At 67.4% G+C, this 26,975-nt stretch carries 24 protein-coding genes; 15 read left to right on the top strand and 9 right to left on the bottom strand.

The annotated features are described in order from the left end of the window. Positions 1 to 6 precede the first annotated feature (6 nt). Positions 7 to 1,308 (bottom strand): serine--tRNA ligase, encoded by a 1,302-nt coding sequence (serS, locus tag LMA02_RS04395; protein ID WP_228907072.1) that lies wholly within the window; start codon positions 1,306 to 1,308, stop codon positions 7 to 9. A 264-nt stretch (positions 1,309 to 1,572) separates the two neighbouring features. Between serS and LMA02_RS04390 the strand changes: the two genes are divergently transcribed. Beyond that, positions 1,573 to 1,839, top strand: coding sequence for a DUF2164 domain-containing protein (locus tag LMA02_RS04390; RefSeq protein ID WP_006750829.1), 267 nt, complete (start codon positions 1,573 to 1,575; stop codon positions 1,837 to 1,839). A 37-nt stretch (positions 1,840 to 1,876) separates the two neighbouring features. Here the strand turns inward: LMA02_RS04390 and LMA02_RS04385 are convergent, their stop codons facing one another. From LMA02_RS04385 to LMA02_RS04375, 3 genes are all read right to left on the bottom strand, one after another. Next, on the bottom strand, positions 1,877 to 3,187 hold the full coding sequence (locus LMA02_RS04385) for a replication-associated recombination protein A (protein WP_228907071.1): 1,311 nt from the start codon (positions 3,185 to 3,187) through the stop codon (positions 1,877 to 1,879). Positions 3,188 to 3,445: 258 nt separating this feature from the next. Further along, positions 3,446 to 4,135, bottom strand: coding sequence for an outer membrane lipoprotein chaperone LolA (gene lolA, locus LMA02_RS04380; RefSeq protein ID WP_228907070.1), 690 nt, complete (start codon positions 4,133 to 4,135; stop codon positions 3,446 to 3,448). A gap of 46 nt (positions 4,136 to 4,181) precedes the next feature. Then, on the bottom strand, positions 4,182 to 6,491 hold the full coding sequence (locus LMA02_RS04375; protein WP_006750826.1) for a DNA translocase FtsK: 2,310 nt from the start codon (positions 6,489 to 6,491) through the stop codon (positions 4,182 to 4,184). Positions 6,492 to 6,909: 418 nt separating this feature from the next. Between LMA02_RS04375 and trxB the strand changes: the two genes are divergently transcribed. The 3 genes from trxB to LMA02_RS04360 all read left to right on the top strand — a co-directional run bounded on the left by trxB (position 6,910) and on the right by LMA02_RS04360 (position 9,397). After that, positions 6,910 to 7,872, top strand: a complete 963-nt coding sequence (gene trxB / locus LMA02_RS04370; protein ID WP_006756164.1) for a thioredoxin-disulfide reductase — start codon at positions 6,910 to 6,912, stop codon at positions 7,870 to 7,872. 135 nt (positions 7,873 to 8,007) lie between these two features. Continuing rightward, positions 8,008 to 8,787, top strand: coding sequence for a Smr/MutS family protein (locus tag LMA02_RS04365; RefSeq protein WP_228907069.1), 780 nt, complete (start codon positions 8,008 to 8,010; stop codon positions 8,785 to 8,787). Continuing rightward, on the top strand, positions 8,774 to 9,397 hold the full coding sequence (locus LMA02_RS04360; protein WP_166725116.1) for a trimeric intracellular cation channel family protein: 624 nt from the start codon (positions 8,774 to 8,776) through the stop codon (positions 9,395 to 9,397). The genes LMA02_RS04365 and LMA02_RS04360 overlap by 14 nt, the downstream gene beginning before the upstream one ends. Positions 9,398 to 9,479: 82 nt before the next feature. On the opposite strand, the gene LMA02_RS04355 is transcribed toward LMA02_RS04360, so the two are convergent. The 4 genes from LMA02_RS04355 to LMA02_RS04340 all read right to left on the bottom strand — a co-directional run bounded on the left by LMA02_RS04355 (position 9,480) and on the right by LMA02_RS04340 (position 13,879). After that, complete coding sequence (locus LMA02_RS04355) at positions 9,480 to 10,595, bottom strand: ABC transporter ATP-binding protein (RefSeq protein ID WP_228907068.1); 1,116 nt, start codon at positions 10,593 to 10,595, stop codon at positions 9,480 to 9,482. Positions 10,596 to 10,707: 112 nt separating this feature from the next. Next, complete coding sequence (locus LMA02_RS04350; RefSeq protein ID WP_228907067.1) at positions 10,708 to 11,565, bottom strand: carbohydrate ABC transporter permease; 858 nt, start codon at positions 11,563 to 11,565, stop codon at positions 10,708 to 10,710. Beyond that, entirely contained in the window at positions 11,555 to 12,493 is a 939-nt protein-coding gene (locus tag LMA02_RS04345; RefSeq protein ID WP_228907066.1) for a carbohydrate ABC transporter permease, read from the bottom strand. The genes LMA02_RS04350 and LMA02_RS04345 overlap by 11 nt, the downstream gene beginning before the upstream one ends. Before the next feature lie 138 nt (positions 12,494 to 12,631). Beyond that, on the bottom strand, positions 12,632 to 13,879 hold the full coding sequence (locus tag LMA02_RS04340; RefSeq protein WP_228907065.1) for an ABC transporter substrate-binding protein: 1,248 nt from the start codon (positions 13,877 to 13,879) through the stop codon (positions 12,632 to 12,634). Positions 13,880 to 14,308: 429 nt separating this feature from the next. Here LMA02_RS04340 and zwf point away from each other — a divergent pair, with 429 nt between their 5' ends. From zwf to LMA02_RS04325, 3 genes are all read left to right on the top strand, one after another. Further along, positions 14,309 to 15,778 (top strand): glucose-6-phosphate dehydrogenase, encoded by a 1,470-nt coding sequence (zwf, locus tag LMA02_RS04335; RefSeq protein WP_228907064.1) that lies wholly within the window; start codon positions 14,309 to 14,311, stop codon positions 15,776 to 15,778. Positions 15,779 to 15,862: 84 nt separating this feature from the next. Beyond that, complete coding sequence (gene pgl, locus LMA02_RS04330; RefSeq protein WP_228907063.1) at positions 15,863 to 16,543, top strand: 6-phosphogluconolactonase; 681 nt, start codon at positions 15,863 to 15,865, stop codon at positions 16,541 to 16,543. After that, on the top strand, positions 16,521 to 18,449 hold the full coding sequence (locus tag LMA02_RS04325) for a bifunctional transcriptional regulator/glucokinase (protein WP_166726311.1): 1,929 nt from the start codon (positions 16,521 to 16,523) through the stop codon (positions 18,447 to 18,449). The genes pgl and LMA02_RS04325 overlap by 23 nt, the downstream gene beginning before the upstream one ends. A 107-nt stretch (positions 18,450 to 18,556) precedes the next feature. On the opposite strand, the gene LMA02_RS04320 is transcribed toward LMA02_RS04325, so the two are convergent. After that, positions 18,557 to 19,774 carry a Bcr/CflA family multidrug efflux MFS transporter gene (locus LMA02_RS04320; protein ID WP_228907062.1) on the bottom strand — a complete coding sequence of 406 codons (1,218 nt, stop codon included), beginning with the start codon at positions 19,772 to 19,774 and terminating at the stop codon, positions 18,557 to 18,559. Positions 19,775 to 20,033: 259 nt separating this feature from the next. Between LMA02_RS04320 and LMA02_RS04315 the strand changes: the two genes are divergently transcribed. The 8 genes from LMA02_RS04315 (at position 20,034) to nusB (ending at position 26,924) form a co-directional block, all read left to right on the top strand. Beyond that, complete coding sequence (locus LMA02_RS04315) at positions 20,034 to 20,486, top strand: hypothetical protein (RefSeq protein ID WP_228907061.1); 453 nt, start codon at positions 20,034 to 20,036, stop codon at positions 20,484 to 20,486. A gap of 185 nt (positions 20,487 to 20,671) precedes the next feature. Next, positions 20,672 to 21,955: a glutamate-1-semialdehyde 2,1-aminomutase gene (hemL, locus tag LMA02_RS04310; protein ID WP_011656193.1), complete on the top strand. Its 1,284-nt coding sequence runs from the start codon at positions 20,672 to 20,674 to the stop codon at positions 21,953 to 21,955. A gap of 13 nt (positions 21,956 to 21,968) precedes the next feature. Further along, entirely contained in the window at positions 21,969 to 23,090 is a 1,122-nt protein-coding gene (gene ribD, locus LMA02_RS04305) for a bifunctional diaminohydroxyphosphoribosylaminopyrimidine deaminase/5-amino-6-(5-phosphoribosylamino)uracil reductase RibD (RefSeq protein WP_228907060.1), read from the top strand. A 14-nt stretch (positions 23,091 to 23,104) separates the two neighbouring features. After that, the gene (locus LMA02_RS04300; protein ID WP_228907059.1) at positions 23,105 to 23,734 is read left to right on the top strand and encodes a riboflavin synthase; all 630 of its coding nucleotides are present in this window, start codon (positions 23,105 to 23,107) and stop codon (positions 23,732 to 23,734) included. Between the two features lie 339 nt (positions 23,735 to 24,073). Next, positions 24,074 to 24,592 carry a DUF1993 domain-containing protein gene (locus LMA02_RS04295; RefSeq protein WP_228907058.1) on the top strand — a complete coding sequence of 173 codons (519 nt, stop codon included), beginning with the start codon at positions 24,074 to 24,076 and terminating at the stop codon, positions 24,590 to 24,592. A 187-nt stretch (positions 24,593 to 24,779) separates the two neighbouring features. Further along, positions 24,780 to 25,922 (top strand): bifunctional 3,4-dihydroxy-2-butanone-4-phosphate synthase/GTP cyclohydrolase II, encoded by a 1,143-nt coding sequence (ribBA, locus tag LMA02_RS04290; RefSeq protein WP_011656189.1) that lies wholly within the window; start codon positions 24,780 to 24,782, stop codon positions 25,920 to 25,922. Between the two features lie 52 nt (positions 25,923 to 25,974). Then, positions 25,975 to 26,490, top strand: a complete 516-nt coding sequence (gene ribH / locus LMA02_RS04285; RefSeq protein WP_228907057.1) for a 6,7-dimethyl-8-ribityllumazine synthase — start codon at positions 25,975 to 25,977, stop codon at positions 26,488 to 26,490. Next, positions 26,487 to 26,924, top strand: coding sequence for a transcription antitermination factor NusB (gene nusB, locus LMA02_RS04280; RefSeq protein WP_006754954.1), 438 nt, complete (start codon positions 26,487 to 26,489; stop codon positions 26,922 to 26,924). The genes ribH and nusB overlap by 4 nt, the downstream gene beginning before the upstream one ends. Positions 26,925 to 26,975 lie beyond the last annotated feature (51 nt).

Genomic DNA, 26,975 nt, shown 5'->3' with positions numbered 1-26,975 from the left:
GCCGCGTTACGACGCCTGCGCTGGCGCGTCGATGCGTTCCATGCCGCCCATGTACGGACGCAGTGCTTCCGGCACCGTGACCGAACCGTCGGCATTCTGATAGTTCTCGAGCACCGCGACGAGCGTGCGTCCGACCGCGAGGCCCGAGCCATTCAGCGTATGCACGAGTTCCGGCTTGCCCTGCGCATTGCGGAAACGCGCCTGCATCCGGCGCGCCTGGAACGCCTCGGTATTCGAGCAGCTCGAGATCTCGCGATAGGTGTTCTGCGCGGGCAGCCACACTTCGAGGTCGAACGTCTTCGCGGCCGAGAAACCCATGTCGCCGGTGCACAGCGCCATCACGCGGTACGGCAGGCCGAGCTTCTGCAGGATCGCTTCCGCGTGGCCGACCATCTCGTCGAGCGCCGCGTACGATGCGTCCGGCGCGACGACCTGCACCATCTCGACCTTGTCGAACTGGTGCTGGCGGATCATCCCGCGCGTGTCGCGGCCGTACGAGCCGGCTTCCGAGCGGAAGCACGGCGAATGCGCGGTCAGCTTGATCGGCAGCGCGGAGCCTTCGACGATCGATTCGCGCACGGTGTTCGTCAGCGAAATCTCGGACGTCGAGATCAGGTATTGCGTGATCGTGTTCTCGCCGCCGCCCTTCTCGACGCGGAACATGTCGTCCGCGAACTTCGGCAGCTGGCCCGTGCCGTACAGGATCTCGGGATTCACGATGTACGGCGTGTACGTCTCGCTGTAGCCGTGCTGCAGCGTGTGCGTGTCGATCATGAACTGCGCGAGCGCGCGGTGCAGGCGTGCGATCGAGCCGCGCAGCATCGTGAAGCGTGCGCCGGCGAGCTTCGCGCCGGTTTCGAAATCGAGACCGAGCGGCGTGCCGACGTCAACGTGATCCTTCACCTCGAAGTCGAACTGGCGCGGCGCGCCCCAGCGGCGCACCTCGACGTTGTCGGCCTCGTCCTTGCCGACCGGCACGCTTTCGTGCGCGACGTTCGGCATGCCCAGCATCAGGTCGGACAGGCGCGTCTGGATCTCGCCGAGCTTGGCCTCCGACGCCTTCATCTCGTCGCCGATCCCGCCGACTTCGGCCATCACGGCCGACGTGTCCTCGCCCTTCCCCTTCATCGCGCCGATCTGCTTCGACAGGCTGTTGCGGCGCGCCTGGAGCTCTTCGGTACGGGTCTGGATCGCGCGGCGTTCCGCTTCGAGGGCGGAAAACGCGGCGACGTCGAGGGTGTAGCCGCGATCGGCGAGGCGCTTCGCGACGCCGTCGAGGTCTTTGCGCAGCAACTGGATGTCGAGCATGGGAGGACTTGGGAAATCGTTGTGTAAGACGGGAATTCTAACGCACCGCGCGGTCGCCACGGCACTGGACGAACGGACAATGCCTCAAACGGGCGATGACCGTGGTGCGATGGCCATGGCAGTATCGCATTGCCGTTCCGCCGCTCGGCAGCCGGCGAGTCGCACGGCTTCGAACCGCTGCGGAATCGCGAAACGCCCGCGCCCGCCCGCGGCAACGCATCGAACGAAACACCTGCCGCCCGTCACCGCAACTCAAGGAACCCGATGGCCATCGAACTGGACAAGGATGTGCGCGACCGCGCGATCGCGTCGCTGCAACGCTATTTCACAGAAAACATGGACGAGCCGATCGGCAACATCCAGGCCGGCGCGCTGCTGCACTTCTTCGTCGAGGAAATCGCGCCGGCGATCTACAACCTCGCGATCGCCGATGCGCAGGAGCGCCTGCACGCACGGGTCGCCGAACTCGACATCGAATGCCACGCGGAGCCGTTCGAGTACTGGAAGAAGCAGCCGGGCCGCAAGCGCTGACGCACCCGGCGCAGCGCCCGCCGCCGCGTGTGGCCGGTCAGTCCTTCTTGCCGGCCTCGCGGTCGAGCTCGCGCAGCCACGCGAGTTTGTCGGCGATCTTCGATTCGAGCCCGCGCGGCACCGGCTTGTACCAGCGCGGCTCGCGCATGCCTTCCGGCAGGTAGGTCTCGCCGGCCGCATAGGCGTTCGGTTCGTCGTGCGCGTAGCGATACGCATGACCGTAGCCGAGTTCCTTCATCAGCTTGGTCGGCGCATTGCGCAGATGCACGGGCACCTCGCGCGACTTGTCCTGCTTCACGAACGCCATCGCCTGGTTGAACGCGTTGTAGCCCGCGTTGCTCTTGGCCGCGCACGCGAGATAGATCACCGCCTGCCCGAGCGCCAGCTCGCCTTCGGGGGAGCCGAGCCGCTCGTAGGTTGCGGCCGCGTCGTTCGCCATCTGCAGCGCGCGCGGGTCGGCCAGGCCGATGTCTTCCCACGCCATCCGCACGATCCGCCGCGCGAGATATTTCGGATCCGCGCCGCCGTCGATCATCCGGCAGAACCAGTACAGCGCGCCGTCCGGGCTCGAACCGCGCACCGACTTGTGCAGCGCCGAGATCTGGTCGTAGAAATTGTCGCCGCCCTTGTCGAAGCGCCGCGCGTTCAGCGTCATCGCGCTGCTGACGAAATCGGCATCGATGGTCGTGATTCGGGCGGACGAGGCGGCCGTCTGCGCCTGCTCGAGCAGGTTGAGGAAGCGCCGCGCGTCGCCGTCCGCGTAACCGATGAGCGTATCGACCGCCTTGTCCTCGAACGCGAGGCCGTCGAGCGCGATTTCCTGTGCACGCTTGAGCAACTGACGCATCTCGTCGTCGTTCAGCGACTGCAGCACGTACACCTGGGCGCGCGACAGCAGCGCCGAGTTGACTTCGAAGCTCGGATTCTCGGTCGTCGCGCCGATGAAGGTCACGAGCCCCGATTCGACGAACGGCAGCAGCGCATCCTGCTGCCCCTTGTTGAAGCGGTGAATTTCGTCGACGAACAGGATCGTGTGGCGGCCGGTGCGGTTGAGCGTGTCCCTCGCCTGCTCCATCGACTCGCGGATGTCCTTCACGCCGCCGAGCACCGCGGACAGCGCGATGAATTCGCAGTCGAAGGCGAGCGCGGTGAGGCGCGCGAGCGTCGTCTTGCCGACGCCGGGCGGCCCCCACAGGATCATCGAATGCGGCTTGCCGGATTCGAACGCGAGCCGCAACGGCTTGCCTTCGCCCAGCAGGTGCGTCTGGCCGATCACCTCGGCGAGCGTCTTGGGCCGCAGCGCCTCGGCGAGCGGCCGGCGCGGCTCGACTTGAAACAGGTCGGACATGAACCCTCGCTCCAGATCAGACAATGGCGGCCGAACGGGCCGCAGGACCCGATATTATGACAGCCGCGCGACTGCGCCGCCGGGCCCGCACCTGGTGGCCGCGTCCGGTGCCCGCGCCTGGTGCCCGCGCCTGGTACCCGCGTCTGGTGCCCGCGTCTGGTGCCCGCGTCTGGTGCCCGCGTCTGGTGCCCGCGCCCGTAAACAACACGGGCCTGCCGTTGCCGGCAGGCCCGTGTCGGGACAACGGTGCGACGCCGCTCAGCCGTTGATCACGTCCGCGCCCTTCGGCACGACGAACTTGAACGTATCGCCCTTCAGCGGCGGATTCGTCTGGATGTTCGTGAACGTGAGCAGCGTGACGTTGCCGAACACGTCGTGCAGTTCCATCGCGGCGAGCGTGCCGTTGCGGAAACCGATGCCGATCCGCTGGAACTGCGTGTCCTGCGCCTTCGGCAACATCTCGAGCCAGTCGATCCCACCCTTCTCGCCTGCATCGCGCAGCGTGTAGTTCTTGTCGAGATCGTTGCTGCCGAACAGGATCGCGGCCGGGCTCGCGCCCAGCGCGCCGTTCAGCTTGCGCTCGGTGACCTGGTTCAGGTCGCGGTCGTACACGTAGAGCTTGTCGCCGTCGGCCTGCAGCACCTGCTGGTACGGCTTCTGGTACGTCCAGATGAACTTGCCCGGGCGCGAGAACACGAACGTGCCGCTCGAATTGTCGTTCGGCTTCGGCGCGACCTGCGCGGCGCTCGCGCCCTTGCTCGGCGCCTTGACGATCTGCTGCGTGAATTCGCCCTTCGCCGAATGGACCTGCGACACGAAGGCCTTCAGTTGCTCGGTGCCGCCCGCGAACGCGTGCGTCGCCGCGAGCATCAGCGATGCGCCGGCGAGCGCCGCGCCGAGCCAGCGCCGCGTAGAACGAAGGGACAATGCGAACGAATGTTGCTGCATATTGCGGTTTTCTCCGTGGGTGGCCGGCGCCGCGGGCGCCGCGGACTCATTCCGCGTCGCGCGCCGGCACAAGAATTTCGCGGTTGCCGCTCGACGACATCGTCGACACGAGCCCCGACTGTTCCATCTGTTCGAGCAGCCGCGCCGCGCGGTTATAGCCGATCCGCAGATGGCGCTGCACGAGCGAAATCGACGCGCGGCGGTTCTTGATGACGATCTCGACCGCCTGGTCGTACAGCGGATCAGACTCGCCGCCGCCTTCGCCGGTTCCCGCGCCTGCCGAACCCTCGTCGCCGTCGGCGGTGCCGCCTTCGAGCAGCCCTTCGACGTAGTTCGGCTCGCCGTGCTCCTTGAGCTTCTCGACGACGCGATGCACTTCGTCATCGGCGACGAACGCGCCGTGCACGCGCACGGGCAGCCCGCTGCCCGGCGGCAGGTACAGCATGTCGCCCATCCCGAGCAGCGATTCGGCGCCCATCTGATCGAGAATCGTGCGCGAGTCGATCTTCGACGACACCTGGAACGCGATCCGCGTCGGCACGTTCGCCTTGATCAGCCCGGTGATCACGTCGACGGACGGACGCTGCGTCGCGAGGATCAGGTGGATGCCCGCCGCGCGCGCCTTCTGCGCGATCCGCGCGATCAGCTCCTCGACCTTCTTGCCGACGACCATCATCAGGTCGGCGAGCTCGTCGATCACGACGACGATGTTCGGCAGGCGGCCAAGCGGCTCAGGATCGTCCGGCGTCAGGCTGAACGGATTCGGAATCTTTTCCTCGCGCTTCGCCGCGTCGTCGATCTTGTTGTTGTAGCCGGCGAGGTTGCGCACGCCGAGCTTGCTCATCAGCTTGTAGCGGCGCTCCATCTCCGCGACCGTCCAGTTCAGCGCATGGCCAGCCTGGCGCATGTCGGTGACGACCGGGCACAGCAGGTGCGGAATGCCTTCGTAGACGCTCATTTCGAGCATCTTCGGATCGATCAGGATCAGGCGCACCTGCTCGGCGGTCGCCTTGTACAGCAGCGACAGGATCATTGCGTTGATCCCGACCGACTTGCCCGAACCGGTCGTGCCCGCGACCAGCAAGTGCGGCATCTTCGCGAGATCCGCGCACACCGGCTTGCCGCCGATGTCCTTGCCGAGGCTCAGGGTCAGCGCCGACGACGCGGCCGCATAGACTTCCGAGCCGATGATCTCGGACAGGTGCACCGTCTGGCGGCGCTGGTTCGGCAGCTCGAGCGCCATGTAGTTCTTGCCGGGGATCGTCTCGACCACGCGGATCGACACGAGCGACAGCGAACGCGCGAGATCCTTCGCGAGGTTGACGATCTGGCTGCCCTTCACGCCGGTGGCCGGCTCGATCTCGTAGCGCGTGACGACCGGGCCCGGATACGCGGCGACGACGCTCGCCTCGACGCCGAAGTCCTTCAGCTTCTTCTCGATCAGCCGCGACGTGAATTCGAGCGTATCGGCGGAAATCGCTTCCTGCGTCTTGGGCGCGGGATCGAGCAGCGACACCGGCGGCAGCGTCGAATCGCCCGGCAGGTCGGTGAAAAGCGGCACCTGGCGCTCGCGCTCGACACGCTCGGACTTTGCCGGCGTGACGACCGGCGGCACGATCGTCACGGGCTCGTGATCCTCGATGCGCACGCGCTCCTCCTCGACCTTGCCTTCGCGGCGCACGGCCGCGGCCTCGCCGAGCTTGCGGTCGCGCTCGGCCTCGCGGCGCAGTTTCGCGACGTTGACGGCGGACAGGATCGCACCGCCGACGCGCTCGGCGACCGACAGCCACGAGAAGCGGAAATACAGCGACAGGCCGATCGCGAGCGCGATCAAGAGCAGCAGCGTGCCGCCGGTGAAGCCGAACGCGTGCGACATCGCGCCCGCCACGGCCTCGCCGATCACGCCACCCGGCGCGCGCGGCAACTGCACCTTCAGCGACCACATCCGCAGCGCCTCGATGCCGTCGCACGCGAGCACGACGAGCACGAACGCGAAGATCTCGGTGAGCCAGCCGATCGGCCGCTCGGGTTCGTCGACGACCGCCTCGTGACGCGTGATGCGCCGGTAGTTGACCGCGATGCGCCGTCCGAGCGGCACGATCAGCCAGTAGGCCGACAGGCCGAACAGCAGCAGGATGATGTCGGCCGTCCATGCGCCCACGCGGCCGGCCCAGTTCGAGATGTGGTCCACCTGGGCTGCGTGCGTCCAGCTCGGATCGCGCCGGCTGTAGCTCAACAGGGCCATCACCAGAAAAGCGCAGAGCGCGACCTGGAGAATCCAGCGGATCTCCGTGAGGAGCTTCGACATCCGGTGCGGCAACGCCTGTGCCTGGGCGGAATAAGGAGCTTTTGCCATGAATCCGTATAAAGAGGACGGGCCGCGGGCCCGCCTGTCGTTCGATCGCGCTTATTGTAAACGCTGCACCGGGCCGTCAAGTGTAAATGACGGTTACATAAGAGGGCCGGGTACCTGAAGCACACACCGCACACGCGATCCGGACCGTCCGGCGCCAGCCCATGGCGCCCGCCCGCGGCAATGCGCCGCCACGGGCAACGGCAGCCGTGCTCCACCCTGCCGGCCCCCGCAGCCCCGCCGCGCCGCGAGCCGGCCGCCGGGAAACGCTATCGCCACGATTGAAACTCTCGTTCGGCAGTGCAGCAACGGGGCCTTTATAATGCGCGTCTGATACCCATCTATGACGGCATCCCGGTCAACCCAGACCGTCCGGCGAGCCTTATCCCGCCCGCCGCGGCCGCCTTTTACGGATTCGCACATGTCCACGCCCAAACACGCCAAAGTCCTGATTCTCGGTTCCGGCCCCGCCGGCTACACGGCTGCCGTCTACGCGGCACGCGCCAACCTGTCCCCGGTGCTGGTCACCGGCATCGCGCAGGGCGGCCAGCTGATGACGACGACCGACGTCGAAAACTGGCCGGCGGACGCAAAGGGCGTGCAAGGCCCGGAACTGATGGCGCGCTTCCAGGAGCACGCCGAGCGCTTCAACACCGAAATCGTATTCGACCACATCCACACCGCGAAACTGCACGAACAGCCGATCCGGCTGATCGGCGATTCGGGCGAATACACGTGCGACTCGCTGATCATCGCGACCGGCGCGTCCGCGCAGTATCTCGGCCTGCCGTCCGAGGAAGCCTTCATGGGCAAGGGCGTGTCGGCCTGCGCGACCTGCGACGGCTTCTTCTATCGCAACCAGGAAGTCGCGGTGATCGGCGGCGGCAACACAGCCGTCGAGGAAGCGCTCTACCTGACGGGCATCGCGAAGAAGGTCACAGTGATTCACCGCCGCGACAAGTTCCGCGCCGAGCCGATCCTGATCGACCGCCTGCTGGAGAAGGAAAAGGAAGGCGTCGTCGACATCAAGTGGGATCACGTGCTCGACGAAGTGACGGGCGAGCAGTCGGGCGTCACGGGCCTGCGCATCAAGAACGTGAAGACCGGCGCGACGCAGGATCTCAACGTGCAAGGCGTGTTCGTCGCGATCGGCCACAAGCCGAACACCGACCTGTTCCAGGGCCAGCTCGAGATGAAGGACGGCTACATCCTGACGAAGAGCGGCCTGCACGGCAACGCGACGTCGACCAGCGTGCCGGGCGTGTTCGCCGCCGGCGACGTGCAGGACAACGTGTACCGCCAGGCGATCACGAGCGCCGGCACGGGCTGCATGGCCGCGCTCGACGCACAGCGCTACCTCGAAAGCCTGCACGACAAGAAGTAAGCGTCAAGCGTTCGGCCGCCGGGCGCTACAATGGCGTCCGCTGCCGCGAAGCGGGCTTGACCGGAAAGCCGCTGCCGCCGTGCAGCGGCTTTTTTGTGCCCGCGCGTCCGAACGCGCCTGCCCGGTTACCGAATCATGGCGAAGAACCAGCCCCATCCGAGCGATCCCGCGAAGCGGCAGATCGCCTCCCGTCCCGCGAACCCGGCGCCCGCCGCGCCACCGCCGGCGCCTGATGCCGCCGCGTTGCGCGGCCAGGGCCTTGCCGGCCTCGGCGCGCTGCGCAAGTCGCTGCAAGGCGAAGCCGACCGCCGCGAGCGCGCCCGCGTCGAAACCGCGAAGGTCGCGCGCCAGGCGGAAGCCGACGCGAACCTGTTCCGCAACGAAATCGGCGCGATCCAGCCGCTGAACGCGCCGCCGCGCGCGAAGCCCGGCCGCATGCCCCCCGACCCGGTGCCGAAGCAGACGCAGCGCGACGAGGAAGACGTGCTGAACGCGACGCTGTCCGACGAATTCGATCCCGAGACGCTGCTCGACAGCGACGAATCGCTGTACTACCACCGCCCCGGCATCAGCCGCGAGGTCGTGCGCAAGCTGCGCAGCGGCGCGTGGATCGTGCAGGCGCAGCTCGACCTGCACGGGATGCGGCGCGACGAGGCGCGCGACGCGCTCGCGGAATTCATCCGCGAAGCCGGCAAGAAGGGGCTGCGCTGCCTGCGCGTGATCCACGGCAAGGGGCTCGGCTCGATCGGCAAGGAGCCCGTGCTGAAAGGCAAGGTGCGCGCGTGGCTCGTGCAGAAGGAAGAAGTGATCGCGTTCTGCGAGGCGCGCAGCCACGACGGCGGCGCGGGCGCGGTGCTCGTGCTGCTGCAGCCGCTGCCGGCGCCCGCCGATCGGGGGCCGCGTGCCGCATCCTAGGCTGACGCTCGCGATCTCGATCCTGGAAGCGATCGCGACGCTCGCCTTCGCGATCTCGGGCTTCATCGAGGCGCGCAAGAACCGTCTCGACTCGGTCGGCACGTTCGTCGTCGCGCTTGCCACCGCGTTCGGCGGCGGCACGCTGCGCGACATCCTGCTCGAACGCCGGCCGTTCTACTGGGTCATCCACGACGACTACGTGATCGCGATCTTCGTGCTCGCGTTGTTCGCACCGTTCGTGCTGCGGATGCTGTCGCGGCTGTCGGCCGAGCGGCTGCTGCTGGTGGCCGATGCGATCGGGCTCGGCATCTTCAGCATCTCGGGCACCGCGATCGCGCTCGATGCCGAGATGCCGCGCTTCATCGCGGTGATGATGGGCGTGATCACCGGCGTGGTCGGGGGCATCATCCGCGACGTGCTGTGCAACGACATCCCGCTGATCCTGCGCGATTCGCGGCCGTACGCGACCTGCGCGTTCGTCGGCTGCTGGTTCTACCTGCTGCTCGCGTGGCTGCAGTTCGACTCGGTGTACAGCGTGCTGCTCGCGACCGGCTTCATCCTCGTCGCGCGGCTCGCGACGTTCAAGTTCGACGTGCGGTTGCCGCACTGACGCCGCCGCGCATCGCCACACGCAAAAACGAAAGGGGCCGTTCAAGACGGCCCCTTCTCTTTCATTCAGCGCAAGCGCCGCCTCACGCAATCCGCTCTTCCGACACCGGATCGAACAGCACCGCCTTCGACACGTCGAACAGCAGCGACAGCGTCTGGTCGGGCTGCGGGTTCGCGGCCGGATGCACGCGGCTCACGATCCGCTTGCCGTTGACCTGCGCGAACACGTGCGTGTCCGGGCCGGTCGGCTCGGTCACGTCGACGCGCACGTCGAACGGCTGCAGGTGCGACGCGTCGCCGTTATGCGCGTGGCGCACGTCGGTGATGCGCTCCGGACGCAGGCCGAGGATTACCTCGCGGCCGACGTGCGACTTCAGCTGGCCATCGAACGGCAGGTTGAGCGCGCCGCGCTTGACGCCCGTGTCGATCTCGAGCGCGATCCCGCTGCCCTGCTCGACCAGCTTGCCGTTGATGAAGTTCATCGGCGGCGCGCCGATGAAGCCCGCGACGAACAGGTTCGACGGCGAATCGTAGATGTCCTGCGGCGCGCCGAACTGCTGGACCACACCGTCCTTCATCACCGCGATCCGGTCGCCGAGCGTCATGGCCTCGATCTGGTCGTGCGTCACGTAGACGATTGTCGTGCCAAGGCGCTGATGCAGCAGCTTGATTTCGGCGCGCATCTCGATGCGCAGCTTCGCGTCGAGGTTCGACAGCGGCTCGTCGAACAGGAACAGCGACGGATCGCGCGCCAGTGCGCGGCCCATCGCGACGCGCTGGCGCTGGCCGCCCGACAGCTGGCCCGGCTTGCGGTCGAGCAGGTGCTGGATCTGCAGCATCGCCGACACGCGCTCGACGATCTGCTGCTGCTCGCTCTTGGGCACCTTGCGGATGTTCAGGCCGAACGAGATGTTCTCGCGCACCGTCATCGACGGATACAGCGCGTACGACTGGAACACCATCGCGATGTCGCGATCCTTCGGCGACAGGTCGTTGACGACCTTGCCGTCGATGCAGATCTCGCCGCTCGTCACGGTCTCGAGGCCGGCGATCATGTTGAGCAGCGTCGACTTCCCGCAGCCCGACCCGCCGACCAGGATCAGGAACTGTCCGTCCTCGATCTCGATGTCGACACCCTTCAGGACCGGCACCCCGTTCGGGTAGGTCTTGTACACGTCACGGATGGAAAGGCTTGCCATGCTCTGAATCCTCTGTCTCGTCTCGCGCGGCGCACTGCGGCGCCGCGTCGGGTTCGTTTCGATGCGCCGCGCATCGCGCGCGGCCGGTTCGTCGTATCGGATGAAACCGCGCTTACCCCTTCACCGCGCCCGCCGTCAGCCCGCGCACGAAGTAGCGGCCGGCGACCACGTAGACGAGCAGTGTCGGCAGCGCGGCGATGATCGCGCCTGCCATGTCGACGTTGTACTCCTTCACGCCCGTCGACGTGTTGACGAGGTTGTTCAGCGCAACCGTGATCGGCATCGAATCGACGCCGGAGAACACGATCCCGAACAGGAAGTCGTTCCAGATCTGCGTGAATTGCCAGATCAGGCACACCATGAAGATCGGCAGCGACACGGGCAGCAGGATCTTCGTGAAGATCGTGAAGAAGCCCGCGCCGTCGATGCGTGCGGCCTTCACGAGCTCGGCCGGCACACTCACGTAGAAGTTGCGGAAGAACATCGTCGTGAACGCGATGCCGTACACGACGTGCACGAACACCAGGCCCGGAATGGTATTCGCGAGGCCGAGCATCCCCTGCAGGCGCGCCATCGGCAGCAGGATCACCTGGAACGGAATGAAGCAGCCGACCAGCATCATCGTGAACAGCGCATCCGCGCCGCGAAAGCGCCAGTGCGTGAGCACGTAGCCGTTGAACGCGCCGATCAGCGACGAGATCAGCACGGCCGGAATCACCATCTGCAGCGAATTCAGGAAGAACGGCTTCATCCCGTCGCAGCGCACGCCGGTACACGCGCCTCTCCACGCCTTCACCCACGGATCGAAGGTCCAGTGCGTCGGCGGCGTCAGCAGGTTGCCGGTGCGCAGCTGGTCGAGGTCCTTGAACGACGTCGACAGCATCACGTAGATCGGGAACAGGAAATACAGCGCGAACAGGATCAGCGCCGCATAGATCACTGCCCGGCTGATCGTCATCTTAGGCTGCATTGCGGGTGCTCCTCGATTCCATATACATCAGCGGCACCAGCACCGCGACCACGGTCGCGAGCATCATCACCGACGACGCCGCGCCGAGCCCGAGCTGGCCGCGGTTGAACGAAAACGTGTACATGAACATGGCCGGCAGCGACGACGACGTGCCGGGGCCGCCCGCCGTCAGCGCGACGACCAGGTCGAAGGTCTTGATCGTGATGTGACAGAGGATCAGCAGCACCGAGAAGAACACCGGGCGCATGCTCGGGATCACGATCTTGCGGTAGATGGTCGGCAGCGTCGCGCCGTCGACCTGCGCGGCCTTGAAGATCTCGGCGTCGACGCCGCGCAACCCGGCGAGGAACAGCGCCATCACGAAGCCGGTCGACTGCCACACGGCGGCGATCACGACACAGAAGATCGCCTTGTCCGGATCGTCGAGCCAGCCGAACGAGAAGCTCGTCCAGCCCCAGTCGTGCATCACCTTCTCCAGGCCGAGGCCCGGGTTCAGGATCCACTGCCACGCGGTGCCCGTGACGATGAACGACAGCGCCATCGGGTACAGGAAGATCGCGCGCAGCGCGCCTTCGTTGCGGATTCGCTGGTCGAGCAGGATCGCGAGGAACAGCCCGAGCGCGACGCAGATCGCGATGAACGGAATCCCGAACCAGCCGAGGTTCGCGGCGGAGGTCCACCACACGTCGTTCTGGAACAGGTCCGAGTAACGGCCGAAGCCGTCGAATTCGTAGTTCGGCAACAGCCGCGAGTTGGTCAGCGACAGATAGCCGGTAATCAGGATGAAGCCGTAGATGAACACGACGGCGATCGCGAGGCTCGGCGCGAGCACGAGCTTCGGAATCCAGCGATCGGCGAAAGCCGACATCGGCGACGTGCGCCGTGCGACGGCAGTGCCGGATCCGTTTCCGCTAAGAGGGGCAGCCACTTGATTCGACTCCTGGAACGAGGGCGGCGCAGGCCGGGCCGGCGCCGGGTACGGCGCGGGCCCGCGGGCGAGCCCGTTTGCTGCACATGCAAAAACGCCCGGCCGACGATGCGTTTCCGGCCGGGCGCCCGTTGCGCCTTACTTCACCTTCGCGGCTTTCGCGAGCGCGGCGACCGCGCTCTTCGAATCCTGCTGCGAGTTCATGAACTTCGTCACGACGTCGGTGATCGCGCCGGCCGTCGCGTCGCCCTGCGCCATCCCGTGCGCGAGCGACGGCACGAAGCCGCCCGACTTGATCGCGGTCTGCTCGTCGGCATACGACTTCTTCGCGCAGTCGTCGAACTTGTCCATCTTCACGCCGAGGCGTACCGGCACCGAACCCTTCAGCAGGCTGAACTGCTCCTGGAAGGCCGGCGTCATGATGGTCTTCGCGAGGGCGACCTGGCCCGGCGTCGCGTCCTTCTGGCCCTTCTGCTGGAAGAACACGAACGAGTCGACGTTGAACGTGTACGAATTCGCCGTACCGGGCACCGGTGCGCAGATATAGTCCTTGCCGGCCTTCTTGCCGGCGTTCTCGAACTCGCCCTTCGCCCAGTCGCCCATGAACTGCATGCCGGCCTTGCCGTTGATCACCATCGCGGTCGCGAGGTTCCAGTCACGGCCGTTGCGGCCGGTGTCGAAGTAGCCCTGGATCTTGCGCACCGTGTCGAACACCGACAGCATCTGCGGCGAGCTCAGCGTGGCCGGGTCGAGATCGACGAGCGCCTTCTTGTAGAACGCCGGGCCTTGCGACAGCACGACGTCTTCCCACAGCGTCAGGTCCTGCCATGGCTGGCCGCCCATCGCGACCGGCTGGATGCCCGCGGCCTTCAGCTTGTCGGCCACCGCGAAGAACTCGGGCCAGGTGGTCGGCACCTTCGCGCCGATCTTGTCGAGCGCGGCCTTGTTGATATAGAGCCAGTTCACGCGGTGCACCGAGAACGGCGCGGCGACGGTATGGCCCTTGTACTTGATGATCTTGTCGATTTCCGGCGGCAGGTTCTGCTTCCAGTCGCCGGCAGCGGAATCGATATTGACGAGCACGCCCTGGTCGGCCCAGTCCTGGATCAGCGGGCCCTTGATCTGCGCGGCCGACGGGGAGTCGCCGCTGATCACCTTGGTCTTCAGCGCGGTCATGGCCGCCGCGCCCGCGCCGCCCGCGACCGCGAAGTCCTTCCACACGTAGCCCTGCTTCTGGAGGTCGTCCTTCAGCACGCCGACGGCCTTCGACTCGCCGCCCGAGGTCCACCAGTGCAGCACCGTTACGTTCTCGGCCGCCTGCGCCGCCACGGCGCCAGCCATCAGACCCGCGGCGCAGAGCGCGCCCATGATCGAGCGAACTTTCATTACTTATCTCCTCCAGACTGAATCAACTCGTGAAGTTCCCTGACCGGGAACCGGCTTCTTGATAAACGACGGGGAAATCGAGCCGCGGGACGCGTGCAGCGTACGGGGCCGATGACCGGCCGGGCTCTTACAGAAAGCGTGAATCGAGATTCAACGGCGTGTCTCCTCATTGTGTTTCTGGCCCGCCGCGATGCCGCGGCGCGAGCCCGGGGCGACGGCGCGCGGACGATGCGCACCATCAATGTCCGATAACATTCGGCACAAGGCGTTCCCGAAGGCGAAGCTCGCGCAGTTCATCGACCGCACTTCTTTTTTTCTTCACCCAGGTGCTACCCCTTGCGGCGGATTGTAGTTAAACTACAATTCAGTGTCAAAAATATTTTTATCGCACTACGGATCGCTTCCCAGCACCCCAACCGGCGGAGACACATGCATACCGATTCCAGCTTTACCTTCGTACTTTTCGGCGGCACCGGCGACCTGTCGATGCGCAAGATCCTGCCCGCGCTGTTCGAAGCGCACCGCGGCAACATGCTCGCGGAAAGCGGCCGGATCGTTGCCGTCGCGCGGCACGAATCGGATCGGGCGGGCTATCTCGAATGGGTCGACACGCACGTGAAGCCGCATGCGGCGAAGGCGGCCGGCAAGGCGTTCGACGACAGCGCGTGGCACGCCTTCCTCGAGCGCATCGAATACGTGAAGCTCGACCTCGGCCGCGCGGAGGACTACACCGTGCTGCGCGACGCGGTCGCGCAGTTGCCCGGCATCCGCGTGTTCTATCTCGCGACGGGGCCGTCGCTGTTCGTGCCGATCTGCAAGGCGCTCGCGTCGGTCGGCCTGAACGAAGGCGCGCGCATCGTGCTCGAGAAGCCGCTCGGCTACGACCTGCGCTCGTCGAACGCGATCAACGACGCGGTCGGCGAGATCTTCGCGGAAGACCAGATCTACCGGATCGACCACTACCTCGGGAAAGAGCCGGTACAGAACCTGCTCGCGCTGCGCTTCGGCAATGCGCTGTTCGAGCCGCTGTGGCGCCGCGAATGGGTCGAGAGCATCCAGATCACGATCGCCGAGGAGCTTGGCGTCGAGGCGCGCGGCGATTTCTACGACAATACGGGCGCGCTGCGCGACATGGTGCAGAACCACCTGCTGCAGCTGCTGTCGATCGTCGCGATGGAGCCGCCGCACTCGATGGATTCCGACTCGGTGCGCGACGAGAAGCTGCGCGTGCTGCGTGCGCTGAAAGCGGTCGATCCGCGCGACATCGGCAAGGTCGCGGTGCGCGGCCAGTATCATGCGGGCGTGATCAAGGGCGCGCAGGTGCCGGCCTACGCGACCGAGCCGGGCGTGAAGCCCGACAGCCAGACCGAAACCTTCGTCGCGCTGAAGGTCGAGATCGAGAACTGGCGCTGGGCCGGCGTGCCGTTCTTCCTGCGCACCGGCAAGCGTCTCGCCGATCGCGTCGCGGAGATCGTCGTCAATTTCCGTCCGGTGCCGCACTCGGCGCTCGGGCCCACCGCGCTGCGCGCCGGCGCGAACCGCCTCGTGATCCGGCTGCAGCCGAACGAGACGATTCGCCTGTACTGCCTCGCGAAGCAGCCCGGCGAAGGGATGAACCTCGCGAGCGTGCACCTCGACCTCGCGTTCGACCAGTTCTTCAAGGAAGGGCAGATGGAGGCCTACCAGCGCCTGCTGCTCGACGTGATCAACGGCCGCCTCGCCCTGTTCGTGCGCCGCGACGAGCAGGAAGCCGCGTGGCGCTGGGTCGAGCCGATCCTGAACGAATGGGCGCGCTCGCTGAAGCCGCCGAAGCCGTACGCGGCGGGCACGTGGGGGCCGGCCGCGGCGAGCGCGATGCTCGCGCAGCACGGCACCTGCTGGCTCGAAGAAGAAAATTGATGCAAACCGTTGCCGCGCGCTTGCGCGCGGCAACGTGCCCCACGATTCACACGAATTGAACAGACAAAGCAGTCCGGAGGAGATGTGATCGAGATTCACGCTTTCGACACCCAGGAAGCGCAAAGCGAAGCGCTCGCGCGCGCCGTGGGCGAGGCGCTGCGCGCCGCGCTCGCCGGCCCCGCGCGCCCGACGCTCGCGGTGTCCGGCGGCACGAGCCCGCGCCCGTTCCTGCAAACGCTGTCGCACGCGGCGCTCGACTGGGCCGGTGTCGACGTCACGCTGGTCGACGACCGCTGGGTGCCGGAGGACGACGCGGCCAGCAACGCGCAGCTCGTGCGCGACACGCTGCTGCAGCACGCGGCGGCCCCTGCCCGCTTCCTGCCGCTCGTCGACACGCGCGCGGCGCTCGATGCGCACGTCGCCGCGCTGAACGCGAACACCGACTACCGCGTGCCGACCGTCGCCGTGCTCGGCATGGGCGAAGACGGCCACACCGCGTCGATCTTCGCGGACGCGCCCGAATGGGACCATGCGATCACGACGCCCGAGCGCTTCGTCGCCGTGCATCCCGGCGCCGCGCCGCATGCGCGCGTGAGCTTTTCACTCGATGCGCTGAAGCGCGTCGACCGGCTCTTCCTGTTGATCGCGGGCAGCCGCAAACGCGACGTGCTCGACGCCGCCGCCGCAACGCTGCAGAAGAACGCGATTTCCCACCTGGCCAACGACAAGGGGACCAAGCTCGATGTCTACTGGTGCGCAAAGTAAGGCTGTCGTCGTGGCCCAGCATGCCGACGGCCCGCGCCTGCTCGCGGACGTCGGCGGCACCAACGCGCGTTTCGCGCTGGAAACCGGCCCGGGCGAGATCACGCAGATCCGCGTCTATCCCGGCGCCGACTATCCGACGATCACCGACGCGATCCGCAAGTATCTGAAGGACGTGAAGATCAGCCGCGTGAACCATGCGGCGATCGCGATCGCGAACCCGGTCGACGGCGACCAGGTCACGATGACCAATCACGACTGGAGCTTCTCGATCGAGGCGACGCGCCGCGCGCTCGGCTTCGACACGCTGCTCGTCGTCAACGACTTCACCGCGCTCGCGATGGCGCTGCCCGGCCTCACCGATGCGCAACGCGTGCAGATCGGCGGCGGCACGCGCCGCCAGAACAGCGTGATCGGGCTGCTCGGGCCCGGCACCGGGCTCGGCGTGTCCGGCCTGATTCCGGCCGACGATCGCTGGATTGCGCTCGGCAGCGAAGGCGGTCATGCATCGTTCGCGCCGCAAGACGAGCGCGAGGATCTGGTGCTGCAGTACGCGCGCAAGAAGTTTCCGCACGTGTCGTTCGAACGCGTGTGCGCCGGCCCCGGCATGGAGATCATCTATCGTGCGCTCGCCGCGCGCGACAAGAAGCGCGTCGCCGCGAGCGTCGACACGGTCGAGATCGTCGAGCGCGCCCATGCGGGCGAAGCGCTCGCGCTCGAGACGGTCGAATGCTTCTGCGGGATTCTCGGCGCGTTCGCGGGCAGCATCGCGCTCACGCTCGGCGCGCTCGGCGGCGTCTATATCGGCGGCGGCGTCGCGCTGAAGCTCGGCGAACTGTTCACGCGCTCGTCGTTCCGCGCGCGCTTCGAGGCGAAGGGTCGTTTCACGCAGTATCTCCAGAACATCCCGACCTACCTGATCACCGCCGAATATCCGGCGTTCCTCGGCGTGTCGGCGATTCTCGCGGAGCAGTTGTCGAACCGTTCGGGCGGTGCGTCGTCGGCGGTGTTCGAGCGGATCCGCCAGATGCGCGACGCGCTGACGCCGGCGGAGCGCCGCGTCGCCGATCTCGCGCTGAACCATCCGCGCTCGATCATCAACGACCCGATCGTCGACATCGCGCGCAAGGCGGACGTGAGCCAGCCGACGGTGATCCGTTTCTGCCGCTCGCTCGGCTGCCAGGGCTTGTCGGACTTCAAGCTGAAGCTCGCGACCGGCCTCACGGGCACGATTCCGATGAGCCACAGCCAGGTGCATCTCGGCGACACGGCCACCGACTTCGGCGCGAAGGTGCTCGACAACACGGTGTCCGCGATCCTGCAGCTGCGCGAACACCTGAACTTCGAGCACGTCGAGAATGCGATCGAGATCCTGAACGGCGCGCGCCGCATCGAGTTCTACGGGCTCGGCAATTCGAACATCGTCGCGCAGGACGCGCATTACAAGTTCTTCCGCTTCGGGATTCCGACGATCGCGTACGGCGACCTGTACATGCAGGCCGCGTCGGCCGCGTTGCTCGGCAAGGGCGACGTGATCGTCGCCGTGTCGAAGTCGGGGCGCGCGCCCGAGCTGCTGCGCGTGCTCGAGGTCGCGATGCAGGCCGGGGCGAAGGTGATCGCGATCACGTCGAGCAACACGCCGCTCGCGAAGCGCGCGACCGTCGCGCTCGAGACCGACCACATCGAGATGCGCGAGTCGCAGTTGTCGATGATCTCGCGGATCCTGCATCTGCTGATGATCGACGTTCTCGCGGTCGGCGTGGCGATCCGTCGCGCGTCGACCAACGGCGAGTTGCCGGAGGCCGTCGCGCAGGCGCGCGCACGGGCGAGCGACGACGAAACGGCCGACGTGCTCGACTGGCTGAGCCACGGCGCATCGCCGGCGGCGAAGGACGTCGCGCGCGACTGACGCTCGACACGGTCAGGCGCTCGCCGCGTTCCGACCGCCCGAAAAAGAACGCCACCGACGCATCGCGCGGTGGCGTTTTTTCATGCCGCGGCCATTGCGGCCTCCGCTCAGGCGCCCGCTTTCACCGGCCGGCCATGCCAGCGCAGCACGAGGTAGCGCCCGGCGAAACACAGCACGCCCGACACACCGATCGTCACGCCCATCGCGAACGGCGTGCCGTCCGCGAGTGCGCCGATCGCGACGCTCGCGAGCGCGCCGAGCGCGAGCTGCATCGCACCGAACACGGCCGCCGACGCGCCCGCGTTGTGCGGGTAGCGATGCATCAGGTCGGTCGTGCAGTTCGCGGAAAGGATCCCGACCACGCCGACCACGAAGAACAGGCACACGACGATCGACCACAGCCCGCCCCACCCGGTCAGCGCGACGAGCGCGACCGCGAGCGACGCGATGCAGCTCACGAGCGACGCGGCGGCAATGAGGCGCAGCGAGCCGATGCGGCCGACGAGCCGCGTGTTCGCGAAGTTGCCGATCATGATCCCGACGACGTTCAGCCCGAACAGCAGCCCGTAGTGCTGCGGCGATACATGGAAATACTCGATGTACACGAACGGCGTCGCGGTGATGTACGAGAACATCGCCGCGAACGCCATCCCGCCGCACAGCATGTGCCCCCACGCGACCGGATCGGACAGGATGCGCCCGTACGACGCGAACGATGCGAGCACGGCCGCGCTCTTGCGCCGCTCCTTCGGCCAGGTTTCGGGCACGCGCAGGTACGCGGTCGCCGCGCACAGTGCGCCGAACGCGGCCAGCACGACGAACACGCCGCGCCAGCCGGCGAAACGCAGGATCTGCCCGCCGATCAGCGGCGCAAGCAGCGGCCCGACCGCGGTGACGATCGCGACCATCGACAGCACCTTCGCCGCGTCGGTCGGCTCGTGCGCGTCGCGCGCGATCGCGCGGGCGAGCACCGACGCGGCGCCCGCGCCGAGCGCCTGCAGGAAGCGCACGACGATCAGCATGTCGATCGAGCCCGACACGAAGCAGCCGATGCTCGCGAGCGTGAACAGCGCGATGCCGCCGAGCAGCACCGGGCGGCGGCCCCACGTATCGGACAGCGGACCGTACAGCAGCATGCCGATCGAGAAGCCGGCCATGAAGCTCGTCAGCGTGCGCTGCGCGGCGCCGGGGCTCACGGAGAAGCCGGCGGCGATCGACGGCAGGCTCGGCAGGTACATGTCGGTGGCAATCGGCCCGCAGGCGGCGAGCGCGCCGAGCAACAGGATCAGCCGGGCATCGGGCCGGCGCCGGACGACGTGGGACATGGGTATCCGGAATGGAGGCCCGCGCGCATCGGGGCGCGCGTGGCGGTGAAGACGGGAGACCGCGCCGCGGACGGCGCTCAGGCCCATGATTGTACGCGCAACTTTTTCGCGTGCCGCCGGCGCGTGTGCCGCGCACGGCCGGCAAGCGCCAGTACGGCCGGTGTCGCGCGAGTTCGCGTGCGAATTCGCGTGTGGATTCGATTAAGCTTGCTGCTCGCCGTTTTTCTCGTCTGACCAAATCGACACGACGACCGAACCGATGACCGCTTTCCTGCTCATCTGGAGCCCCAAGAAATGGCCGTGGCCCGAGCTGCCCGACGTCGCCGCGCGCGTGAAGGCCGGCGAGGCCGTGCATGACGTGTGGGGCTGCGGCTTCGCCCGCGGCATCCTGCCGGGCGACCGCGTGTTCCTGCACCGCGTCGCAAAGGAGCCGAAGGGCGTGTTCGGCTCCGGCTACGTGACGCGCGCGCCTTACGAGGTGCCCGATCCGGCGACCCGGCGCGGTTACCGGCTGTGCATCGACTTCGTCTACGACTGGCTGGTGGACGCCCACCAGGAAGTCGTGATCCCGCGCGACGCGCTGCGCGTGCATCCGTACTCGGTGCAGACTTGGGATGCGCAGAGTTCCGGCACCTCGATCAAGCCGATGGTCGAAGGCCCGCTGGAGAAACGCTGGGCCGAGTTGACCGGCAAGCGCAAGTCGCCGCGATAAGCGGGCCGGAGCCGGAGCCGGCCCGCCGTCGCCGTTCGCGCGCGCCTGCCCCCCAACGCGCCGAAAGGCCGCAGAGTGCCCGACGGGCCCGCCCCGCGCGTCTCCGGTACAATCGGACGGATAGTTCCGCCCAGGCGCCGCGGCCCGTGCACAGGCCCCGCACCCTTCTCTCGCAGGTTTCGCTCATGTCCAATAATCAGATCCTCTTCGAACGCGCCCAGAAGACCATTCCGGGCGGCGTCAACTCGCCGGTGCGCGCCTTCCGTTCGGTCGGCGGCACGCCGCGCTTCGTCTCGCGCGCACAGGGCCCGTACTTCTGGGATGCCGACGGCAAGCAGTACATCGACTACATCGGCTCGTGGGGCCCGATGATCGTCGGCCACGTCCACCCGGAAGTGCTGTCGGCCGTGCAGAACGTGCTCGCCGACGGCTTCTCGTTCGGCGCGCCGACCGAGGCGGAAATCGAGATCGCCGAGGAAATCTGCAAGCTCGTGCCGTCGATCGAACAGGTACGGATGGTGTCGAGCGGCACCGAGGCCACGATGAGCGCGCTGCGTCTCGCGCGCGGCTTCACGGGCCGCAGCCGCATCGTCAAGTTCGAGGGCTGCTACCACGGCCACGCAGACAGCCTGCTGGTCAAGGCCGGCTCGGGCCTGCTGACGTTCGGCAACCCGACGTCGGCCGGCGTGCCCGCCGACATCGCGAAGCACACGACCGTCCTCGAATACAACAACGTCGCCGCGCTGGAAGAAGCGTTCGGCGCGTTCGGCGATGAAATCGCCGCGGTGATCGTCGAGCCCGTCGCGGGCAACATGAACCTCGTGCGCGGCACGCCCGAATTCCTGAACGCGCTGCGCGCGCTGTGCACGAAGCACGGCGCCGTGCTGATCTTCGACGAAGTGATGTGCGGTTTCCGCGTCGCGCTCGGCGGCGCGCAGCAACACTACGGGATCACGGCGGACCTCACCTGCCTCGGCAAGGTGATCGGCGGCGGGATGCCGGCCGCCGCGTTCGGCGGCCGCCGCGACATCATGGCCCACCTCGCGCCGCTCGGCGGCGTGTACCAGGCCGGCACGCTGTCGGGCAACCCGATCGCGGTCGCGGCCGGCCTGAAGACGCTGCAGCTGATCCAGGCACCGGGCTTCTACGACGCGCTCACCGCGCAGACGAAACGCCTCGCCGATGGCCTCGCGGCCGAAGCGCGCGCGGCCGGCGTGCCGTTCGCGGCCGACTCGATCGGCGCGATGTTCGGCCTGTACTTCGCCGAGCGCGTGCCGACCAGCTTCGCGGAAGTCACGAAGAGCGACACCGAGCGCTTCAATCGCTTCTTCCACCTGATGCTCGACGAAGGCGTGTACTTCGCGCCGTCCGCGTACGAGGCCGGCTTCGTGTCGAGCACGCACGACGACGCGGTGATCGACGCGACGCTCGCGGCCGCGCGCCGCGCATTCGCGGCCCTCGCCGCCTGACCCGGGACCGCGCATGTTCTCGGATACCGATTTCGCCCACATGCAGCGCGCGCTGACGCTCGCGGCGCGCGGCATGTATACGACCGCGCCGAACCCGCGCGTCGGCTGCGTGATCGTCAAGGACGGCAACGTCATCGGCGAAGGCTTCACGCAGCCGGCCGGCCAGGACCACGCGGAGGTGCAGGCGCTGAAGGACGCGCGTGCGCGCGGCCATGACGTCGCCGGCTCCACCGTATACGTGACGCTCGAGCCTTGCAGCCACTTCGGCCGCACGCCGCCGTGCGCGAACGCGCTGATCGACGCGCGCGTCGCGAAGGTCGTCGCGGCGATGGAGGACCCGAACCCGCAGGTATCGGGGCGCGGCCTCGGGATGCTGCGCGACGCGGGCATCGACGTGCGCTGCGGGCTGCTCGCGAACGAAGCGGGCGAACTGAACATCGGCTTCGTGTCGCGGATGACGCGCGGCCGCCCGTGGGTGCGGATGAAGACGGCCGCGTCGCTCGACGCACGCACCGCGCTGCCGTCCGGCGAAAGCCAGTGGATCACCGGCGAGGCCGCGCGCCTCGACGGCCACGCATGGCGCGCGCGTGCATGCGCGATCCTCACCGGGATCGGCACGGTGCGCGAGGACAACCCGCTCCTGACGGTGCGCGGCATCGACACGCCGCGCCAGCCGCAGCGCGTGCTGGTCGACAGCCGCCTCGATCTGCCGCTCGACGCGCGCCTGCTCGAAGGTGCGCCGCTGCTGATCTTCTGCGGCCGGCTCGATGCGGCCGGCGAAGTGCGCGCGAACGTGCTGAAGTCGCGCGGCGCGGAAATCGTGCCGCTCGCGAATGCGCACGGCAAGGTCGACCTGCCCGCGATGCTGGCGACGCTCGGCGCGCGCGGCGTCAACGAACTGCACGTCGAGGCCGGCCACAAGCTGAACGGTTCGCTGCTGCGCGAGCAGTGCGTCGACGAGTTGCTCGTCTATCTCGCGCCGAGCCTGCTCGGCAGCGACGCGGCCGGCATGTTCGACCTCGCCGCGCCGGCGAGCCTCGACGCGCGCACGCGGCTCGCGTTCCACAGCGTCGAGCGGATCGGCGACGATCTGCGGATTCTCGCGCGCGTCGCGCCGCCTGCCGCCACCCACTGAACGGAGCCGTCACGATGTTTACCGGAATTGTCGCGGCCGTCGGCCGCATCGAATCGATCAACCCGCTCGGCGCGTCGCCCGACGCGGGCGTGCGGTTGACGGTGCAGGCCGGAGGGCTCGACCTGGCCGATGTCGCGCTCGGCGACAGCATCGCGATCCAGGGCGCGTGCATGACGGTCATCGAAAAGACCGAAACCGGCTTCGACGTCGACGTGTCGCGCGAAAGCCTGAACCGCACGGTCGGGCTCGCGCAACCCGGCGAAGTGAACCTCGAGAAGGCGCTGCGCGCGCACGACCGCCTCGGCGGGCACATCGTGTCGGGCCACGTCGACGGCCTCGGCACCGTGACGCGGTTCGCGCCGGTCGGCGAATCGCACGAGCTGCGGATCGTCGCGCCGCGCGAGCTCGGCCGCTATCTCGCATACAAGGGCTCGATCACGGTCAACGGCGTGAGCCTGACCGTCAACACGGTCGACGATCGCACGGACGGCTGCGAATTCTCGATCAACCTGATCCCGCATACGGTCGAGGTCACGACGCTGCGTCACGTGAAGGCCGGCGACAAGGTCAATCTCGAAATCGACATGATCGCGCGGTATGTCGAGCGGATGCTGTCGGCATCGCAGGGCGTGCATCAGGACTGATTGTTCGCGTTCATTCGGTTGTGGGCTGGCGGTTCGGCCCGGCGTGGTCGGGGCGCTACCGCTTCCCCCTCTTTCCGGCACTCACAGTCCGTCGTGCCCATCCCCTGCTTTGCTTCGCGCCGCGCCGTCAGTCCACCAGTGGCCGCCGATCTGCGCGGCCGCTCGAACACACGCCTTTCGCTTCCGCTCGCCGCCCCCCGTACGCCCCGACACCTGGCCTGACGGCCAACGACGCGCACGGGTCGTCGCGTCGCGCTAAGATGCAACGGCAGCGGTTTCGGCGCCGCGACACACGGTGCGCCGCGTACCGGCTGCCCCTTTTCCTCCAGGAGTCGTCCCATGTCCATCTCGATGTACCAGGCTTCGCTGCCCGTCCTCATCCGCGGCCTCACCAACCTGCAGCACATCCTCGGCAAGGCGCAGGCGCATGCGGCCGAGAAGCAGATCGACCCGTCGGTGTTCATCGGCGCGCGCCTCTATCCGGACATGCTGCCGCTCGTCCGCCAGGTGTACATCGCGACCGACACGGCCAAGGGCTGCGCCGCGCGGCTCGCCGGCGTCGACATCCCGAGCTATCCCGACGTCGAGCAGACGTTCGACGAACTGAATGCGCGCATCCAGAAGACGATCGACTATCTGAAGAGCTTCGAGCCCGCACAGATCGACGGCAGCGAAACGCGCCAGGTGGTGCTCAAGATGCGCGTCGGCCCGATCGAGTTCACCGGCCAGTCGTACCTGCTGAACTTCGTGCTGCCCAACTTCTTCTTCCACGTGACGACCGCGTACGACATCCTGCGCCACAGCGGCGTCGAACTCGGCAAGCTCGACTACCTCGGCGGCCGCAACGAGCACGCGTGACGCACGGCCGCGCCCCGGCCGACCTGCGGCCGCCCGTCCTCGGGCGGGCCGCGGCGGCCCCGGCAGGCCCGCCTCGCCGGGCGGTCGCACCGCTTTCCGGCGTGCTCGCCGGCCGCGCGCAGCCGGTGCCAGCCGAAACGCGGTCCGGCTGGCGTAAAATACGCACTTTCCTCTTTCTCGCCCCCTTATGACGCTCGCCTCCACGCTCGACATCATCGCGGAGTTGAAAGCCGGCCGGATGGTGATCCTGGTCGACGAAGAAGACCGCGAAAACGAAGGCGACCTCGTGATCGCCGCCGAATTCGTCACGCCGGAAGCGATCAACTTCATGGCCAAGTACGGCCGCGGCCTGATTTGTCTGACGTTGACGCAGGAACGCTGCAAGCAGCTGCACCTGCCGCTGATGACTTACCGCAACGGCACCCAGTACGGCACTGCGTTCACGGTCAGCATCGAAGCGGCCGAAGGCGTGACGACCGGCATCTCGGCCGCCGACCGCGCACACACGATCGCCACGGCGGTCGCGCACGACGTGCGTCCCGAGCACATCGTGCAGCCGGGCCACGTGTTCCCGATCATGGCGCAGCCGGGCGGCGTGCTCGTGCGCGCCGGCCACACCGAGGCCGGCTGCGACTTCACCGCGCTCGCCGGGCTCACGCCGGCCGCGGTGATCTGCGAGGTCATCAAGGACGACGGCACGATGGCGCGTCTGCCCGACCTGCTCGAGTTCGCGAAGGAGCACAACCTGAAGATCGGCACGATCGCCGACCTGATCCACTACCGCAGCCGCACCGAATCGATCATCGAGCGGATCGCCGAGCGCACGATGCAGACCGCGCACGGCACGTTCCGCGCGGTGCTGTACCGCGACCAGCCGACCGGCTCGCCACACATCGCACTGGTGCGCGGCACGCCGTCGCCGGACGTCGATACGCCCGTGCGCGTGCACGAGCCGCTGTCGGTCCTCGACCTGCTCGAGACGAGCATCTCGACGCACTCGTGGACGCTCGACGCCGCGATGCGCGACATCGCGGAACGCGACCTCGGCGTGATCGTGCTGCTCAACTGCGGCGACACGAAGGAACATCTGATCGACGTCTTCAAGGCGTTCGACGAGGAAGAGAAGGCCGCTGCGCTGAAGCGCCGGCCGGTCGATTTCAAGACGTTCGGCATCGGCGCGCAGATCCTGCGCGACGTCGGCGTCGGCAAGATGCAGGTGCTGTCGAATCCGCGCAAGCTGGGCAGCATGTCCGGCTACGGCCTCGAAGTCACGGGCTTCATTCCGATGCCCGGCGGCGAAGCCAAGTCCTGCCCGGCGTCCCACGCGTAACCCGCCACGGCGCTTTCGCCCTATAACCGTTCATCCACACCACGGACAGATCATGGAAATCGGACAATACCAACCGAATCTCGAAGGCGACGGCCTGCGTATCGGCATCGTGCAATCCCGCTTCAACGAACCCGTCTGCAACGGCCTGGCCGATGCATGCGTCGAAGAACTCGAGCGCCTCGGCGTCTCCGGTGAAGACGTGCTGCTCGTGTCGGTGCCCGGCGCGCTGGAAATCCCGCTCGCGCTGCAGAAGCTCGCGGAAAGCGGCCAGTTCGACGCACTGATCGCGCTCGGCGCGGTGATCCGCGGCGAGACGTACCACTTCGAACTCGTGTCGAACGAAAGCGGCACGGGCATCACCCGCATCGGCCTCGACTTCAACCTGCCGATCGCGAACGCGGTCCTGACGACCGAAAACGACGAGCAGGCCGTCGCGCGCATGACCGAAAAGGGTCGTGACGCCGCACGCGTCGCGGTCGAGATGGCGAACCTGACGATGGCGCTCGACCAGCTCGGCGACGACGAGGACGAAGAAGAAGACGAAGAAGACGAAGAGGAGCGCGCATGAAGAAGAGCGCCCGCCGACAATCGCGCGAGCTGGCGACGCAGGGCCTGTATCAGTGGCTGCTGTCGAACGCGGCCCCCGGCGAGATCGACGCGCAACTGCGCGGCGCGCTCGGTTACGACAAGGCCGACAAGGAGCTGCTCGACGCCATCCTGCACGGCGTGATTCGCGAGCATGCGACGCTCATCGAAGCCCTCACGCCGTCGCTGGACCGTCCGGTCGACCAGCTGTCGCCGGTCGAACGCGCCGTGCTGCTGATCGCGACGTTCGAGCTCACGCATCATGTCGAAACGCCGTACCGCGTGATCATCAACGAAGCGGTCGAACTCGCGAAGACGTTCGGCGGCTCGGACGGCTACAAGTACGTCAACGGCGTGCTCGACAAGCTCGCCGCGAAGCTGCGCCCCGCCGAAACGCAGGCGCGCCGCAACGGCTGATTCCGTTTGTACACGGGCGCGCAAGCGCCCGTTTTTCATTCTTCCTCCCCT

Origin of the sequence: Burkholderia sp. B21-005 (assembly GCF_020843965.1) — a bacterium.
In the GTDB taxonomy this organism is placed as follows: Bacteria; Pseudomonadota; Gammaproteobacteria; order Burkholderiales; family Burkholderiaceae; genus Burkholderia; species Burkholderia ambifaria.
Note: the sequence above shows the minus strand (reverse complement) of the source record. Positions and strands in the feature narration are given on the sequence as shown.

Coding starts and splice junctions, on each gene's coding strand:
- serS (WP_228907072.1), bottom strand. CDS start 1,308: ATGCTCGACATCCAGTTGCTGCGCAAAGACCTCGACGGCGTCGCGAAG.
- LMA02_RS04390 (WP_006750829.1), top strand. CDS start 1,573: ATGGCCATCGAACTGGACAAGGATGTGCGCGACCGCGCGATCGCGTCG.
- LMA02_RS04385 (WP_228907071.1), bottom strand. CDS start 3,187: ATGTCCGACCTGTTTCAAGTCGAGCCGCGCCGGCCGCTCGCCGAGGCG.
- lolA (WP_228907070.1), bottom strand. CDS start 4,135: ATGCAGCAACATTCGTTCGCATTGTCCCTTCGTTCTACGCGGCGCTGG.
- LMA02_RS04375 (WP_006750826.1), bottom strand. CDS start 6,491: ATGGCAAAAGCTCCTTATTCCGCCCAGGCACAGGCGTTGCCGCACCGG.
- trxB (WP_006756164.1), top strand. CDS start 6,910: ATGTCCACGCCCAAACACGCCAAAGTCCTGATTCTCGGTTCCGGCCCC.
- LMA02_RS04365 (WP_228907069.1), top strand. CDS start 8,008: ATGGCGAAGAACCAGCCCCATCCGAGCGATCCCGCGAAGCGGCAGATC.
- LMA02_RS04355 (WP_228907068.1), bottom strand. CDS start 10,595: ATGGCAAGCCTTTCCATCCGTGACGTGTACAAGACCTACCCGAACGGG.
- LMA02_RS04350 (WP_228907067.1), bottom strand. CDS start 11,565: ATGCAGCCTAAGATGACGATCAGCCGGGCAGTGATCTATGCGGCGCTG.
- LMA02_RS04340 (WP_228907065.1), bottom strand. CDS start 13,879: ATGAAAGTTCGCTCGATCATGGGCGCGCTCTGCGCCGCGGGTCTGATG.
- zwf (WP_228907064.1), top strand. CDS start 14,309: ATGCATACCGATTCCAGCTTTACCTTCGTACTTTTCGGCGGCACCGGC.
- LMA02_RS04325 (WP_166726311.1), top strand. CDS start 16,521: ATGTCTACTGGTGCGCAAAGTAAGGCTGTCGTCGTGGCCCAGCATGCC.
- LMA02_RS04320 (WP_228907062.1), bottom strand. CDS start 19,774: ATGTCCCACGTCGTCCGGCGCCGGCCCGATGCCCGGCTGATCCTGTTG.
- LMA02_RS04315 (WP_228907061.1), top strand. CDS start 20,034: ATGACCGCTTTCCTGCTCATCTGGAGCCCCAAGAAATGGCCGTGGCCC.
- hemL (WP_011656193.1), top strand. CDS start 20,672: ATGTCCAATAATCAGATCCTCTTCGAACGCGCCCAGAAGACCATTCCG.
- ribD (WP_228907060.1), top strand. CDS start 21,969: ATGTTCTCGGATACCGATTTCGCCCACATGCAGCGCGCGCTGACGCTC.
- LMA02_RS04300 (WP_228907059.1), top strand. CDS start 23,105: ATGTTTACCGGAATTGTCGCGGCCGTCGGCCGCATCGAATCGATCAAC.
- LMA02_RS04295 (WP_228907058.1), top strand. CDS start 24,074: ATGTCCATCTCGATGTACCAGGCTTCGCTGCCCGTCCTCATCCGCGGC.
- ribBA (WP_011656189.1), top strand. CDS start 24,780: ATGACGCTCGCCTCCACGCTCGACATCATCGCGGAGTTGAAAGCCGGC.
- ribH (WP_228907057.1), top strand. CDS start 25,975: ATGGAAATCGGACAATACCAACCGAATCTCGAAGGCGACGGCCTGCGT.
- nusB (WP_006754954.1), top strand. CDS start 26,487: ATGAAGAAGAGCGCCCGCCGACAATCGCGCGAGCTGGCGACGCAGGGC.